This window comes from Paenibacillus artemisiicola (genome assembly GCF_017652985.1).
In the GTDB taxonomy this organism is placed as follows: Bacteria; Bacillota; Bacilli; order Paenibacillales; family Paenibacillaceae; genus Paenibacillus_Z; species Paenibacillus_Z artemisiicola.
The window spans coordinates 62,704-77,767 of record NZ_JAGGDJ010000009.1 but is presented as its reverse complement, the minus strand read 5'-3'; the positions used below and the strand labels follow the sequence as shown (position 1 = coordinate 77,767).

12 protein-coding genes are annotated in these 15,064 nt (G+C 64.7%); 9 read left to right on the top strand and 3 right to left on the bottom strand.

Going from position 1 to position 15,064, the window contains the following annotated elements; genetic code table 11:
• Window positions 1-251 precede the first annotated feature (251 nt).
• From I8J29_RS14275 to I8J29_RS14255, 5 genes are all read left to right on the top strand, one after another.
• On the top strand, window positions 252-1,262 hold the full coding sequence (locus I8J29_RS14275) for a LacI family DNA-binding transcriptional regulator (RefSeq protein WP_208848247.1): 1,011 nt from the start codon (window positions 252-254) through the stop codon (window positions 1,260-1,262).
• Window positions 1,263-1,700: 438 nt separating this feature from the next.
• Window positions 1,701-2,738 (top strand): zinc-dependent alcohol dehydrogenase family protein, encoded by a 1,038-nt coding sequence (locus tag I8J29_RS14270; RefSeq protein ID WP_208848246.1) that lies wholly within the window; start codon window positions 1,701-1,703, stop codon window positions 2,736-2,738.
• Complete coding sequence (locus I8J29_RS14265; protein ID WP_208848245.1) at window positions 2,735-3,775, top strand: Gfo/Idh/MocA family protein; 1,041 nt, start codon at window positions 2,735-2,737, stop codon at window positions 3,773-3,775. The genes I8J29_RS14270 and I8J29_RS14265 overlap by 4 nt, the downstream gene beginning before the upstream one ends.
• A gap of 64 nt (window positions 3,776-3,839) precedes the next feature.
• Window positions 3,840-4,625 carry an HAD family hydrolase gene (locus I8J29_RS14260; protein ID WP_208848244.1) on the top strand — a complete coding sequence of 262 codons (786 nt, stop codon included), beginning with the start codon at window positions 3,840-3,842 and terminating at the stop codon, window positions 4,623-4,625.
• Window positions 4,626-4,668: 43 nt separating this feature from the next.
• Window positions 4,669-6,648 carry a glycoside hydrolase family 127 protein gene (locus I8J29_RS14255; protein WP_208848243.1) on the top strand — a complete coding sequence of 660 codons (1,980 nt, stop codon included), beginning with the start codon at window positions 4,669-4,671 and terminating at the stop codon, window positions 6,646-6,648.
• 140 nt (window positions 6,649-6,788) lie between these two features.
• Here the strand turns inward: I8J29_RS14255 and I8J29_RS14250 are convergent, their stop codons facing one another.
• From I8J29_RS14250 to I8J29_RS14240, 3 genes are all read right to left on the bottom strand, one after another.
• Complete coding sequence (locus I8J29_RS14250; protein WP_208848242.1) at window positions 6,789-7,595, bottom strand: hypothetical protein; 807 nt, start codon at window positions 7,593-7,595, stop codon at window positions 6,789-6,791.
• 103 nt (window positions 7,596-7,698) lie between these two features.
• Window positions 7,699-9,138 carry a sensor histidine kinase gene (locus I8J29_RS14245; protein ID WP_208848241.1) on the bottom strand — a complete coding sequence of 480 codons (1,440 nt, stop codon included), beginning with the start codon at window positions 9,136-9,138 and terminating at the stop codon, window positions 7,699-7,701.
• Window positions 9,135-9,794 (bottom strand): response regulator transcription factor, encoded by a 660-nt coding sequence (locus I8J29_RS14240; RefSeq protein ID WP_208848240.1) that lies wholly within the window; start codon window positions 9,792-9,794, stop codon window positions 9,135-9,137. Before I8J29_RS14240 ends, I8J29_RS14245 begins: the two co-directional genes overlap by 4 nt.
• 314 nt (window positions 9,795-10,108) lie before the next feature.
• Here I8J29_RS14240 and I8J29_RS34205 point away from each other — a divergent pair, with 314 nt between their 5' ends.
• From I8J29_RS34205 to I8J29_RS14220, 4 genes are all read left to right on the top strand, one after another.
• The gene (locus I8J29_RS34205) at window positions 10,109-11,050 is read left to right on the top strand and encodes a hypothetical protein (protein ID WP_276316284.1); all 942 of its coding nucleotides are present in this window, start codon (window positions 10,109-10,111) and stop codon (window positions 11,048-11,050) included.
• Between the two features lie 351 nt (window positions 11,051-11,401).
• A complete protein-coding gene (locus tag I8J29_RS14230) occupies window positions 11,402-12,196 on the top strand; it encodes an SDR family NAD(P)-dependent oxidoreductase (protein WP_208848239.1) in 795 nt (264 codons plus the stop codon).
• A gap of 38 nt (window positions 12,197-12,234) precedes the next feature.
• Complete coding sequence (locus tag I8J29_RS14225) at window positions 12,235-13,437, top strand: enolase C-terminal domain-like protein (RefSeq protein ID WP_208848238.1); 1,203 nt, start codon at window positions 12,235-12,237, stop codon at window positions 13,435-13,437.
• Window positions 13,438-13,602: 165 nt separating this feature from the next.
• Complete coding sequence (locus I8J29_RS14220; RefSeq protein WP_208848237.1) at window positions 13,603-14,685, top strand: Gfo/Idh/MocA family protein; 1,083 nt, start codon at window positions 13,603-13,605, stop codon at window positions 14,683-14,685.
• Window positions 14,686-15,064 lie beyond the last annotated feature (379 nt).

Genomic DNA, 15,064 nt, shown 5'->3' with positions numbered 1-15,064 from the left:
CCTTTTTTTGCCATATTTACATCGCGTTCGAAGTCCGAAAATAGGAGAGAAACAAGGACTTCTTGATCCAATCGTCTCATTTCGCTTACGGGCACGATTGCCCAGACGGGGCGGCGTCGGCGACGCGATTGCCTTATCCGGCGGGATATTCCCGCGGGATTCGTTCGATTGACGTCAAAATAGCGGGATGCTATGCTTTTGATTAATCCGGAAAACGACGTGCGGGCATTCGCGGCAGAAGGGGAGAGAGCATGGAAGGCAAGAAGGTTACGCTCCGGGATCTTGCGCTGAAAGCGGGGCTTTCGGTCAATACGATCTCGCGGGCGCTGAAGGACAAAGAGGACATCGCGCTCTCCACCCGGAAGACGATCAAGGACCTGGCCAAGGAAATGGGCTATGTCGGGAACGCCCTCGCCGGCTCCCTCCGGTCCGGGCTGACGAAGACGATCGCGGTCATCGTCAGCGACGTGGCGAATCCGCATTTCGGCATCATGGTCAAGGATATCGAGAAATCCGCCCGGAAGCACAACTACACCATCTTCGTCATCAATACGGAGGACGAGCACGAGATGGAGGAGCGGGCGATCTATACGGCCATCGGCAAGAACGTCGACGGCATCATCATCTGCCCTTCCCAGCGCAGCGCCGAGACGATCCGCATCCTGAAGAAGAACGGCGTGCCGTTCGTCCTCATCGGGAGGCGGTTCGAGGAGGAGCCGGATTTCGACTACGTCATCTGCGACGACGAGAAGGGCGGCTATCTGGCGACCAAGCATCTGCTCGATAACGGCCATAAGCGGGTACTGTTCCTGAACGGGCCGGACCGCATCTCGAGCGCGCGGGAGCGGCTGGACGGCTACCGCCGCGCGCACCGCGAAGCCGGCTTGCCGGTCTCCGGGGAGCTGATCATCGAGGTCGGGGCGTCCGCGGGCGATACGCGGCAGATCGTCAAAGGGCTGATCGAGCGGAAGGCCGACTTCACGGGCCTGTTCGCGTTCAACGACGTCATTGCCTGGGAAGCGGCGTACGTGCTGCAGAAGTACGGATTCCGCGTGCCCGAAGACTACGCCGTCGTCGGCTTCGACAACATCCAGTCGCGCCTGTTCATTCCGTTCCAACTCTCGTCGGTCAGCAACTCCAAGGGGAAAATGTCCAAACGGGCCGTGGATATCGTGCTGCACAAAATCAACCATCCCGATTCGCGGGAACGGTTCCGCGAGGTCATCGACACGACGCTGATCCTGCGGGAGAGCACGAAGTGAGGCGGCGCGACGGGTGCGGGACGTCTGCGGGACGGCGGCTTTGCGCCCGGCGGACGGGAACGAAATCGGCTGGACGAAGCGTCCGTTGGAAGCCGAACGCCCGGGCGAATCGCGATTGAACGCTAAAGGCATTGGCCGGCATGACCGGACGCGAACGGCCGAACCCGGCGCCATGAAGCCGACGCGCATGATTCAAAGCGGCGGGGAGAGGCTGCCTTTGGAATTCTCGCGGGCGCATCCCTTTTTACCCGCGGTTTTTGAAAACGGTTTCCGATCCGCGACCCTATGAATCTCAAAAGCTATTGACAGGGAAAAAGAGGAATGTTACTTTTACATTATCGTTAATGTTAACGTATAATAATCGGCGCGCCGGGCGGACTGGTCTTCTGCCGCGACATCCCGGACGCCGCAATTCGCCGCTAACGGAGGATGATGAACATGAGTCAAGCAGTCAATACGCCGCAGACGATGGCGATCCCGCTGTTCGTCGGGCAAGGGAAAATCGCGTACGGAGAGAAGCCGGTTCCGGCTCCGGGCCCGGGACAGCTGCTCCTGCAGGTGAAGGCCAACGCGCTGTGCGGCTCGGACCGCGGGCAATTTTACGACGGCAGCGCGACGACGCCCGGCCATGAAGCCGCCGGCATCGTCGTCGGGGCCGGCGAAGGCGCCAAGACGGCGCCCGGCACGCACGGCGTCGTGTTCCTGATGGATTTCTGCGGGGAATGCCGCAGCTGCAAGCTCGGCTTCACGAACCAATGCCTGAACAAGCGGGCGGATTACGGCTTCTCGCACGACGGCGGCTACGGCCCGTACATGGTCGTGAACGAGAACGTGTTCTTCCCGTTCGATCCGTCCATCCCGTTCGGCGAAGCGACGATGCTGCTCGACATCATGGGCACGGGCGGCCATGCGATCAAGCGCGCCAAGCTCGTGCATCCGGATATTCAATCCGTGCTGATCGGCGGCGCCGGCCCGATCGGCCTGGGCGTGCTGGCGATGGCGAAGCTGCTGCTCGGCGCCGAAACGCCGGTGTTCGTCATGGACTTCGTCCCGTACCGCCTCGAGCTGGCGGAGCGCATGGGCGCGATTCCGATCAACCTGGCCGAGGAGCAGGCGATCGACGCCATCCGCGCGGCGGGCTTCGACGGCATCGACGCCGCGGTCGACACGAGCGGCAAGACGGCCGGCCGCCACGCGGCGCTGCACGCGCTGAACCAGCGGGGCGTGCTCGTCTGCGTCGGCCACGGCCAGGAGCTGAACCTGAACGTCTCGGGCGACCTGATCGCAACCGAACGCACCGTGCTCGGCAGCGAATATTTCCAATACGGCGAGCTGGAAGAGAATCACCGCTTGATTCTCGCGAACCTGCCCTACCTGTCCCAGATCATCACGCACCGGTTCGGCCTCGACCGGATTCAGGAAGCCTACGAGCTGTTCTTCCAAGGCGACACCGGAAAGGTGCTGATCGAGCAGTGAGCGCCGCGAACAAGCTGAAGGTCGCGCTGATCGGCGCCGGCGGATCCGCCGAGGCGATCGGATCGCCCGCGGGCTTCCGGTCGGCGGGCAGCTGGGGTATGCAGCACGCGCGCATCTGGTCGTCGCGGCCGGACGTGGATTTCTGCGCGATCGTCGGGCGGGACGAAGCGCGGACGGAGGCGAAGGCCGATCTGTTCGGCACGCGGGCCTATACGTCGATCGCGGACATGCTCGAGCGGGAAACGCCGGATCTGGTCAGCCTTTGCCTGCCGAACCAAGGGCACTTCGACGCGACGCTGCAGGTGATCCGGGCCGGATTCCCGCTGCTCGTCGAGAAGCCGCTGGTCTTCGACCTCCGCGAAGCCGACGAGCTCATGAACGAAGCCGCCAAGCGGGGCGTCTTCTTCGCGATCAACTTCAACCACCGCTACGCCAAGCCGGTAGAGCTGGCCAAAGCCGCGATCCTGGGTGGGCGGCTGGGCGACGTCACCTTCGCCTCCTGGCGGTTCGGCGGCGAGGGCGGCCCCGGCCACCCGCACGCCAATCTGATCGAGACGCAGTGCCACGGCATCGACATGCTGGAATATTTGTGCGGCCCGATCGAATCGGTCATGGCGGAGATGACGGACATGACGGGCGGCGGCTACCGCACGATGTCGCTCGCGCTGCGGTTCCGGAGCGGGGCGGTCGGCAGCCTGATCGGCACGTACGATTCGTCCTACGCGTACCCGGACACGCACCGCGTCGAGATCGACGGGACGCGCGGGCGCTCCGTCATTCACGACACGGTGAAGAAATACACGTATCACGCCGCGGGCAGCGAAATCGGCGAAAGCTGGGAAGCCGGCTACTTCAACGACGCCGACCGGGAATTCCACCGGACGTTCGACAAGCACGCCGACGCGGTGCTCGCGGCGCTGCGCGCCGGCGAAGCGCCGCCGGTGGGCGCCATGGCCGGCTACCGGGCGCTGCTTGTCGCGGACGCCGCGGTCCGTTCGTTCGAGAGCGGCCGGAGGGTCGCCGTCGGCGAGCGATAGGCAGGTTTGCTGCGCCGCCAAGGGATAGCGGACGCGAACGAGCGAGAGGAGAGCGGTACGCGCGATGAAGAAACTGTTTCTATCGGACATCGACGGGACGTTGATGAACAGCCGGAAGGAAATCCATGCCGAGGACATCGAGGCGATCCGGGAGGCTCACCGAAGCGGCGTCGCCGTCGGCCTCGCTTCCGGCCGCATGTACGCGGAGATCCGGCAGGTCATGGAGCTGCTCGGGGTGCCCTGCTACGCGATCTGCCAGAACGGCGCCGACCTCGTCGGCCCGGACGGCGAGACGCTGCGTTCGAACCGGTACGACGCCGAGCTCGCCTCGGCCGTCCGGGCCTTCACGGACCGGGAGCCCTTCGTCCCCGTCGTCTGCGGGTCCGACGGCAATTACGTGGCGGACTTGACGCAGCGGGCGGAAGAGGTCGGGAAGCGGTTCCTGACCCCGCTGCGCGAACGCGCGCGGCTGGCGGAGGAGATCGCGGACGGGCTGCCGATCACGAAGTTCTCCATCTACGGCGAGGTGCCGGCGCTGCGGGAGCTGCTCGAGCAGCTCCGGACGGCATTCGGCGACCGGGTCACGGCGTCGTTTTCCGATCCGGACGGGATCGACGTCATGCCCGGCAGCGTCGATAAGGGCACGGCCGCGGAAGCGCTCATGGCGCGGCTCGGCATCGGCCGGGCGGATACCGCGTGCATCGGCGACTCGTTCAACGATTTGGCCATGTTCCGGGCATGCGCCCGCAGCGTGGCGATGACCCACGCGCCGGAGCCGGTGCGGGACGCCGCGACGCATGCGGCCGACTCGGTCGCCGACGCGCTGCGCGCCTGGCTTGCCGGCGCATAACGCGCCGGCGAGCGCAAATTAACGATTCAAAGGAGTGTTCCCGTTGTTCAGCCATACGACGCAGGCGCACATGCGCCCGACGACATACAAGCATCAGACGGTCCTGAATCTCCCGGTCGCCTCCGTCCGCATCGACGATGCGTTCTGGGCTCCGAAGCTGGAGGTTCTGCGGCGCGTCACCGCGCACGACGTGCTGAACAAGTTCGAGCACGACGGCGCGCTGCGCAATTTCGATTTCGTGGCCGAAGGGAGCGGCGGCTACCACAGCGGCGAGCCGTGGTTCGACGGCCTCGTCTACGAGACGATCCGCGGGATCTCGGATCTGCTCGCCGCGCGGGGGGACGAGGCGCTCGACCGGCGCCTCGACGGGATCATCGCCAAGATCGCCCGCGCGCAGGACGCCGTCGGCGACGGCTATCTGAACACGTATACGCTGCTCGACCGTCCGGACCAACGCTGGGCCGACAACGGCGGCAGCCTGCGCTGGCAGCACGACGTGTACAACGCGGGCTGCCTGATCGAAGCCGGCGTCCATCATTACCGCGCGACGGGCAAGACGTCGCTGCTCGCCGTCGCCGTGAAATTCGCCAACCACATGAGCGGCCTGATGGGACCTCCGCCGAAGCGCAACATCGTGCCGGCGCATTCGCTGCCGGAGGAAGCGGTGCTGAAGCTGCACCAGCTGGCGCTCGACGAGCCGGGGCTCGCGGCGAAGCTGAAGCTGCCGTTCGAGGCGGCCGATTATTTGGCGCTCGCTTCGTTCTGGATTCATAACCGGGGCAACCACGAAGGCAGGGTCTCCCACGACGGCGAATATGCCCAGGACCACAAGCCGGTCCTGGAGCAGGCCGAAGCGGTCGGGCACGCGGTGCGCGCGACGCTCCTGTACGCGGGGCTTACCGCGCTGTACCTGTCGACCGGCGAAGCGGCGTATCTCGGGACGGCCAAAACGCTATGGGACGACATCGCCTATCGCAAGTCGCATATTACCGGCGGCGTCGGCGCCATTCATCACGACGAGAAATTCGGCGGCGCGTACGAGCTGCCCGACAACGGCTACCTGGAGACGTGCGCGGCCGCCGGCATGGGCTTCTTCAGCTGGAACCTGTTCCTCGCGACGGGGGAAAGCCGCTACATCGACAAGCTGGAGACGATTCTCTACAATATCGTGCTGGCCGGTCGGTCCTTGGACGGACACAAATATTTCTACGAGAACCCGCTCGTCAGCGACGGCGGGCATAACCGGTGGGAGTGGCATCCATGCCCGTGCTGCCCGCCGATGATCCTGAAGCTGCTGCCGGAAATCGCTTCGTACGTCTACGCGTACGACGGCAAGGGCGCGTACGTCAATCTGTTCGTCGCGAGCGAGGGCGAATTCGCGATCGGGGACGTGCCGGTCCGGCTGAAGCAGCAGACCGGCTACCCGTGGACGGGATCCGTCGGCATCGCGGTCCTGCCGGAACGAGAGGCGCGCTTTGCCGTGCGCGTCCGGATTCCCGAATGGTGCGAGCGGTACGCGCTTACCGTCAACGGCCAGGCAGCCGTCCATGAGCTGGCGAACGGCTATGCCGTCCTCGATCGGACGTGGGGCGCGGACGACGTCGTTCGCCTCGACCTCGAGCTGTCCGTGGATTTGATCGAGGCGCACCCGAAGGTGACGACGCACGCGAACCGCGCGGCCATCCGCCGGGGGCCGATGCTGTACTGCCTGGAGTCGACGGACAACGAAAGGTACGAGGGCGAAACGGTGCGCTACGCGCGCGAAGCGTTGGACAAGGACGCGCGCCTGAACCGCAGGCTGCCGGACGTCCCCGTCTTCGAGACGGAGCATGATCCCGCGTTCTTGGGCGGCGCCGTCCTCGTCCGGACGGCGGACGCGAACGGCCGCCCGCTGACGGCCATTCCGTATCCGTACTGGAATAACCGTTCCCGCGGCACGATGGACGTCTGGCTCGGGCACGGCCATCCGGCGGACGAGGCGGGCTGGGAGAACAAGCTGTACCGGAAAATCGCGCGCGATTGACCGCGATGGAAGCGCCCGGAGGAAGAGCAGCCGGCCGCGAACGACGAATCGCCCCCACCGTACGGTGGGGGCGATTCGCTTTTCCGCGTTAGGAACCTAATGCTAGCGGAACTGATGCGCGGCTTTGGCTCGAAGAACGATTACTTGGCGTACATCTCGTCGGACGTTTTGACCGGCGCGAGCGTTACGCCGCCGGTATTGAAGACGGAATCGTCGGCCGGGACGTACCGGTAGTCTTCCGTCTCGGAGCTGAAAAGCTTGTACGTCCCGGTGGAGTCCTCGTACAGCTCGTCCTTGACCGGGAAGCCGGATTGCGGATCGAGGTACACGATGTATTGCATATTGGCCTGCGTGCCGTCGTCGAGCGTGGACTGATAGCTGTTCATGAGCTTGTTCAGCGTCTTCCCGTCTTCCGTTTGCCCGGTGCCGACCGAAGTCCAGTAGGAAGCTTGGTACGTTTGCTTGACGGCGCTGAAATCCAGGCTCTTCTGATCGAGCGGCTCGAACGGCTTCGCATCGTCGGCCCGCTTGAGCAGCTTGCCGCTGACCGGATCGCCGTTTTGGTTCCGCTGAATCACGACCAGCTCGCTGCGGCCGTTCAGGAAGTAGGTGCTGCGATAGCTGAGAAGCCGATGATCGGCCGAATACTCCTGCACGTCCGACCGGTAATCCTTCGTTTGCGGATCGTACCAGTGCTCCATGGTAAAGTTCTGGCTGCCGTTGGTCGTCGAATACACGGTCTTCCCGTATTGGATCGTACCTTGGGCGGCGTCCGCCGCTGCCGGCGCGTCGGCCGGCGCGGACGCCGTCATGACCGTGTTCTTCGGAATCGCGTCGCCGCCGCTTGCCGCGAAGGCGGTAATGGTGCCCAAGCTGCCGATGACCAGCGCCGACGCCAGGAGCGTGCCGGCGATTCGTTTGCTTTTGACTGCTTCGAGAAGTTTCATAGGATGACCTCCGGATAGGGGATTTGCGGAGCGGACTGCGCAGTTCCGACTCGCACCTTCAGTATAGAAGCGCGATATTTCAGCAGGATCGGCAAGTTGTAAATTAGTTGTATGCTCCGGGCAAGCTGACGCGGACGACGGTGCCTTCGCCCGGGCGGCTTCGGATGCTCAGCTCGCCCTCGTGCAGCCGGACGATTTCGGAACAGATCGCCAGGCCCAAGCCGGCGCCGCGGCTCGTCCACGAACGGGCCCGGTCGGCCGTGTAAAACGGCTCGAAGACGTTCGGGATATCCGGTTTGGGGATTCCGATTCCCTCGTCCCGCACTTCGATGACGTAGCGGCCGCCTTCCGACCGGTACCCGCGCAATCCGATGCCGCTTCCGGCTTGCGAGGCTTTCACGGCGTTGTCGATCAGGTTCGTGCACAGGATATGGAGCAAATCCCGTTCCATCGGCAGGCTCGCGGCTTCCGCGGACAGGGACAGGTTCACCCGGGCCTTGTCCAGCTGCGGCTTCATCAATTGCGCCGTCTCTTCGAACAGCGGGCGGATCTCCCCGACGTTCAGGCCAGGCAGGCGATTTTCGACGAGGATGAGGTCCATGAGCTTGAACGCGAGGCTCTCCAGCCGTTTGCCTTCGCCGTAAATATAGTTCAGGGACCGGTAAAACACGTCCTCGTTGAACGTCGTCGCGCGGAGCAGGTCGGCGTAGCCGATGATCGACGTGAGCGGCGTCTTCAATTCATGCGTCAAGTAGTGGATGAACCGCTGTTTGTTCTCGGCGGCCGTCTCCAGCGCGCGGACGTTCTCCTCGACCGCCGCGGCCATCGTGTTGAACTGTTCCGCGAGCAGGCCGATCTCGTCCTTGGACAGCACGGCGACGCGATGCGCGTACCGGCCCGAAGCGATCGTCCGCGCGGATTCGCCGAGCAGGCGGACGGAGCGGGTGAGGAACCAGATGAGGCCGTACAGGCCGGCGGCGAGCACGACGGCGATGACGAGATTGAGCCGGATGAAATTGCGGATCTGCGCGTGCTTATCCGCGTAAAGGCTCGTCAAATCCAGCAAGTACGTGAGCTTGAAGCCGCGGCCGCCCAAGTCGAGCGCCCCGGAGACGAACAAGACGCTCTTCGGGCCGATGCTCCGGATGATGTAGTTGCGGTCGGCGGGATGCCCGATGGCCAGCTCGGGTCTCGGGCCGGCGATCGCGCCCGGGAAATCGGTGAAAACCGTTCGACCCCGGTCGTCCTTGATTTCGATGGATACGCTGCCGGGATCGAAGGACTTCAGGTACTTCGGCGCGTTGCGGTTCAGAAAGTCGCCGGGGTCTTCTTCGGCGCCATGCAGAAGCTGATTCAAATTGGCGATATACGACCAGTCCGTCTCGATCTGAGCGGCGATGAGCTGCTGGTCCGCCAGCCCGCGATCGACCTCCCGGACCAGGTTTCGGTTGAAATTATGCCGGATCAAGTAGAAGGAAGAGGCGTTGTACAGCAGCTCGAACAGGAGGAAGGTGCACCAAAACACCTTTTGCCAGAGCTTCATGGGGAAACCTCGAGCCGGTAACCGAATTTGTAGACGGTTTTGATCCGGTCTTCCCAGCCCAGCTTCTTGCGGATCTTCTGAATATGAATGTCGACGGTCCTCGTCTCGCCGAGATATTCGTAGCCCCAGACGAGCTCCAGGATCTTGTCCCGGGACAGGGCTTTGTTGCGGTTGTTGAGGAGGAGCCAGAACAGCTCGTATTCCTTCATCGTCAATTCGACGGGGACGCCGTCGCGCTTGACCGTGCGCTCCGCCAGGTGGATTTGGAGTCCCCCGATGTCCGTCCGGTCGCTTGTCCTGCCGTACCGGCGCAGCACCGCCTCGATTCTGGCGAGCAGCTCCATCGCTTCGAACGGCTTGACGATGTAGTCGTCGGCTCCCATTCTCAGGCCTTTCACCCGATCGGCCAAGGCGTTCCGGGCCGTCAGGAAAATGACCGGCACTTCGCCGTGCTTGAACCGGTCGAGCAGCTCGTACCCCTCCATGTCGGGGAGCGCGATATCCAGCAGCGCCAGATCGGGCGCAAACTCCGCCAGCGCGCGCTGCGCCTCTTGCCCGCTGTACGCCTGCCGGCACTCGTAACCGGCCAACTCCAGATTCAGCCGGATCAGATCGGAAATCGCCGGGTCGTCTTCGATGATGATGAGTTTTTTCATTCCGATACCTCGCCGCTATTCTTTGTTCTCTCGATAATAGAGGAAAATGTACAGCAACCTGTCACCAGGTTGTAAATAAGTTGTAATATCCTTCGCGCGGCCATGGCGGATGCGGGCGGATCGGCTCAAAGAGCCGAAGACCCGGGAGGTCCGTCCGGCCGCCGCGTACAATGTAATAACGAAACGGACGGGCCCTGGAGTTCCGGCCGCGTCCAAACCGGGAATAAATGGCGGTTGGGTTGGGCGAGTGTCGCGGTTCGCGGGTCGGGCATAGGATATCGGAGTAGACATTTTGCTATCGGAGGAACAAGCATATGACATTCGATACGTTGCCGCCACATGTGCGCGCGATTCAACGCGGCTTGCTCGGAGGCGGGTTTCCGGGCGGAGGCGCGCTCGGGAGCATGCTGGGGGGCGGCGGTTTGTTGGGCGGCATGCTGGGAGGGGGCGGCAAAGGCGGACTTCTGGGCAGCATGCTCGGCGGCGGCTCCAAAGGCGGACTTCTGGGCAGCATGCTAAGCGGCTATCCGAAGGGCGGAATGTTCGGATCCATGTTTGGAGGCGGCTCGAAGGGCGGCCTGTTCGGCGGCATGCCGGGCGGCGGATTCCCAGGCGGCGGCTTCGGCGGCGGCCAAGGGCAGGGCTTCGGCGCGTTCGGCGGCGGATTCCCCGGCGGTTTCGGCGGGGGATTTCCCGGCGGCGGACCGGGCGGCGGCTTCCAAGGGCAGGGCGGAGGCATGTTCGGCGGCGGGTTTCCGGGAGGGGGATTCCCGGGAGGCGGCCAAGGAGGCGGCCTCGGCGGGTTTCCGGGTCAAGGCTTCGGGGCGTTCGGCGGAGGGGGCTTCCCCGGCGCCCCGGGCGCCGGCTTCGGAAGCGGGTTTCCGGGGATGGGCGTTCCGGGCGGCGCGTTCGGCGGCGGCATGCCGGGTCAAGGGTTCGGCGGAGGGGGCTTCCCCGGCGCCCCGGGCGCCGGCTTCGGAAGCGGATTTCCGGGAATGGGCGTTCCGGGCGCTTCGTTCGGCGGCGGGCTCCCGGGTCAAGGGTTCGGCGGAGGGGGATTCCCCGGTGCCCCGGGCGCCGGCTTCGGAGGCGGCTTTCCGGGAATGGGCGTCCCGGGCGGTCCGTTCGGCGGCGGGCTCCCCGGCGGCCAAGGCGGCGCGTTCGGAAGCGGTATCCCCGGAGCGGGAACAGGTCCGTTCGGCGGCGGTTTCCCGAACGCCGGCTTGCAAAACAGCGGCATCCCCGGTTGGGGCTAGCCGGGAGGCGGCTTGTCGCGCGGCGTTCATTTCTCATCGCGGCGCCGGCGGCTGCGTCGTCGCCCTTCGCAACGTCCCTTTGCCATGCGCAAAGGGACGTTTGTTCATGGAGCGGGACGAAGCCTGGCGCTGCCGGCGGTTCTTTTCTCCCGGGCGTGCAGGAAATGCCTGACGGAATGCGAATGAATAACAGGGAGGCGAGGAAGGTCGTCCGGCGGCGGCAGCGTGCGATAACGGCAGGAGGGCGGCTCGGACGACGGGAAATCGAAGGCGGCAATCCAAATCTGTAAGGGCTTTCAGCGGCCGGGCGGACAAGCCCGGCGCGTTCGACGTCGAACAGGAGGATGAAGCATGGGGCAATCGGAACGAAACCGGACGGCGCTGGTCACGGGGGCGAGCATGGGCATCGGCAGAGGCGTCGCGCTGCTGCTGGCGGCCCGCGGCTACGATCTCGCCATCGGCCATTACGCGGAGCCGGCGGAGGCGGAAGAGACGGCCGAACGCATCCGGCGGGAATACGGCCGTGCCTGCCATGTGTTTCAGGGCGATTTGGCGGAGCCGGACATGCCGGCCCGGCTCGCCGCGTTCGCGGAGGAGACGCTCGGCGGCCTCGACGTGCTGGTGAACAACGCGGGCTTGGTGCGGTTCAAGCCGATAACCGAGCTCGACCCCGCGGAGATGGACCGGGTCTACGCGATCAATTTCCGCGCGCCGATGGTGCTGATGCACGCGGTCGCGAAGGGGATGACGGCGCGCGGCGCCCGGGGCGCGATCGTCAACATCACGTCGTCGCGGGCCGAACGCGCTTATCCGGGCGACGCCGTCTACGGCGGCCTCAAAGCGGCGCTGACGCGCGCCTCGCAGTCGGCCGCGCTCGATCTCGCCCCGCGCGGCATCCGCGTCAACTGCGTCGCGCCGGGCGCGACCGCGGTGCGCGAAGATCCGCGCTGGGAACCGGGCTACGCCGAGCTCGGCGGCAAGATCCCGCTCGGCCGCATGGGACGGCCGGCGGACATCGCCGAAGCCGTCGCCTGGCTCGCTTCGGAGGAAGCGAGCTACGTCACCGGCGCCGCGATCCGCGTCGACGGAGGACTGATTTTGCCCGGCATGCCGGAACGCGGCGGCAGTCCGGGATGGAACGCGTGAGGCAGCACCATTTTGCGCATGAGGGAGAGGGATAGACGATGGCGAACGTGACGATTCGCGACGTCAAGACCATTTTGACGGCGCCGGAGGGCATCAATCTCGTCGTGGTGAAGATCGAAACGTCCGAGCCCGGGCTGTACGGGCTAGGCTGCGCGACGTTTACGCAGCGGTACCTGGCGGTCGCGACGGCGATCGAGGAATACTTGAAGCCGTTCCTGATCGGCAAGGATCCGCAGCGCATCGAGGACATTTGGCAGACCGCGATGGTCAGCTCGTACTGGCGCAACGGCCCGGTCCTGAACAACGCGCTGTCCGGGGTCGACATGGCCTTGTGGGACATCAAAGGAAAGCTCGCCGGACTGCCGGTGTACCAGCTGCTCGGGGGCAAATGCCGCGAAGGCGCGGCGATCTACCGCCACGCCGACGGCCGGGACGAGCGCGAAGTGGAAGAGAACGTGCGCAAGTACATGGAGCAGGGCATCCATTACATCCGCTGCCAGATGGGCGGCTACGGGGGACGGGACCATAAGCTGCATCAGCCGGAGCAGCCGCTGCCGGGCGCGTATTTCGACCCGAAGGCGTATATGCGGAGCGTTCCCCGCCTGTTCGCGCATATCCGCGGCGCGGTCGGCGAGGAAGTCGAGCTGCTGCACGACATCCACGAGCGGCTCGTGCCGATCGAAGCGGTCCGGCTGGCCCGCGAGCTGGAGCCGTACCGGCTGTTCTTCCTGGAAGACCCGCTCGCGCCGGAGCAGCTCGACTGGTTCGAGACGCTGCGCGCCCAGACGGCGACGCCGATCGCCATGGGCGAGCTGTTCACGCATCCGCGCGAATGGACGCCGCTGATCGCGAACCGGCTCATCGACTTCATCCGCTGCCATATCAGCGCGATCGGCGGCTTGACGCCCGCGAAGAAGCTCGCGTCCCTGTGCGAGGCGTTCAGCGTGCGCACCGCTTGGCACGGCCCGGGCGACGTCTCGCCGGTCGGCCATGCGGCCAACCTGCATCTCGACGTCAGCTCGATCAATTTCGGCGTCCAGGAATGGTACGGCTTAACCGACCGGATCCGGGAGGTGTTCCCGGGCTGTCCCGAGCTGCGGAACGGCTACGCGTACGTGAACGAAGCACCCGGCCTCGGCATCGACATCGACGAGAAGAAGGCGGCCGAATATCCGTGCGACAACCGTCTGCCGGCCTGGACGCTCGCCCGCACGCCGGACGGCACCTCGGTCCGGCCGTAACGCCGCCGGCTCGCCGGCGCTCGTCCGCCGCCTGTCGCAAATTCGCACGCCGGTGACATCAATTTGAAGTAAACTTCGCTTCGCCGATATGCTAAGGTCAAGGTGTATCGCGAAAATGGCCAGTTAGTGATCATACTACTCATTCCTAGAAAGAAGGATCGGATCATGAGCAAAAACCTGCGTATCGGGATCATCGGAACCGGGGGCATCGCGAGAGCCCACGTCTCCGCGTACAAAAAGCTGCCTTACGTCGACATCGTCGGCGTCGCGGACGTCATTCCGGGCAAGGCGTCGGCCTTCGCCCAAGCGAACGAGCTGACGGAAGCGGCGGCGTTCGACACCCATACCGAGCTGCTCCGCATGGAGCTGGACGGCGTCAGCATCTGCACGCCGAACGTATCCCACCATATTACGACGGTCGACTCGCTGCGCGCGGGCAAGAACGTGCTGCTCGAGAAGCCGATGTCCGTCACGCTTCAGGAAGGCATCGAGATGACGCAAGCGGCGAAGGAAAGCGGCAAAATGCTGACGCTGGGCTTCCAGCCGCGCTACGACCCGAACATGAAGCTGCTGCAAAAAATCGTGCAATCCGGACGCCTCGGCAACGTGTACTACGTCGAGACGGGCGGCGGACGCCGCCGCGGCATGCCGGGCGGAACGTTCATCAGCAAGACGCTCGCCGGCGCAGGCGCGATGGCGGACATCGGCTGCTACTCGCTCGACATGGCGCTGAACACGCTGGGTTACCCGCGCCCGCTGACGGTCTCGGCGTTCACGTCGAACCACTTCGGCTCCAACGCGCTGTACCATCCGGAATCGAGCAAGTTCGAGGTCGAAGACTTCGGCGTGGCGATGGTCCGCTTCGAGAACGACCTCGTGCTGCAGTTCAAAATCTCCTGGGCGATGCACATGGACACGCTCGGCGCGACGATGTTCCTCGGCACGGACGCCGGCCTGAAGGTGACGCCGGCGGGCATCGGCCCGTGGTCGGGCGTATGGGACGGCTCGGTCGGCTCCATCACGCTGTATCATGACGAGTTCGGCGCCCACACGTCGACGCCGATTCCGATCATCGAGCATAAAATGAACCTGTTCGACCAAAAGGTGCACGATTTCGCCGAAGCGCTGCGCGACGGCCGTCCGGCTCCGATCCCGGGCGACCAGATCCTCATCCAGCAGGCGATCATCGACGGGGTGCTCCGCTCGGCGGAAGCCCGCCGTGAAGTGTCGGTCGAGCTGCCTCACTAAGAAGCGCACGGTCTCTTGTCTGCCGCAAACCGGCGACACGTGCCGCTATCATTTAGCCAAAGCTGCCGAAGTTTCTTCGGCGGCTTTGGTGCGTTTCGGGGCGCTTTCGTCGGCGCAGGGAGAGGTTTCCGGCGAAACGGACGGACCGCTTCTCTCCAAACGGGCGAACGCTTCTCGGCGCAAAGTCGGACCGCTCCTCGGCGGGGCGGACGGCTCGCCGGGAAGCGGACACCATTGCCGTTATTTACGTCCCGGAGCGGTTAATCCGATTTAGGCGGCCATACGTTCCGCTATCCGATGCTCGGGACCGCATCGGATGGGTTTTTGGAGCGAATAGCGTTTCCTGTGTCCGCGAACCGCTAAAAGAGCGCATACAACC

What these genes read in the sequence shown, in the direction of transcription:
- I8J29_RS14260 (WP_208848244.1), top strand. Translation starts at nt 3,840, where the DNA reads ATGAAGAAACTGTTTCTATCGGACATCGACGGGACGTTGATGAACAGC.
- I8J29_RS14250 (WP_208848242.1), bottom strand. Translation starts at nt 7,595, where the DNA reads ATGAAACTTCTCGAAGCAGTCAAAAGCAAACGAATCGCCGGCACGCTC.
- I8J29_RS14245 (WP_208848241.1), bottom strand. Translation starts at nt 9,138, where the DNA reads ATGAAGCTCTGGCAAAAGGTGTTTTGGTGCACCTTCCTCCTGTTCGAG.
- I8J29_RS14230 (WP_208848239.1), top strand. Translation starts at nt 11,402, where the DNA reads ATGGGGCAATCGGAACGAAACCGGACGGCGCTGGTCACGGGGGCGAGC.
- I8J29_RS14220 (WP_208848237.1), top strand. Translation starts at nt 13,603, where the DNA reads ATGAGCAAAAACCTGCGTATCGGGATCATCGGAACCGGGGGCATCGCG.
- I8J29_RS14275 (WP_208848247.1), top strand. Translation starts at nt 252, where the DNA reads ATGGAAGGCAAGAAGGTTACGCTCCGGGATCTTGCGCTGAAAGCGGGG.
- I8J29_RS14270 (WP_208848246.1), top strand. Translation starts at nt 1,701, where the DNA reads ATGAGTCAAGCAGTCAATACGCCGCAGACGATGGCGATCCCGCTGTTC.
- I8J29_RS14225 (WP_208848238.1), top strand. Translation starts at nt 12,235, where the DNA reads ATGGCGAACGTGACGATTCGCGACGTCAAGACCATTTTGACGGCGCCG.
- I8J29_RS14240 (WP_208848240.1), bottom strand. Translation starts at nt 9,794, where the DNA reads ATGAAAAAACTCATCATCATCGAAGACGACCCGGCGATTTCCGATCTG.
- I8J29_RS34205 (WP_276316284.1), top strand. Translation starts at nt 10,109, where the DNA reads ATGACATTCGATACGTTGCCGCCACATGTGCGCGCGATTCAACGCGGC.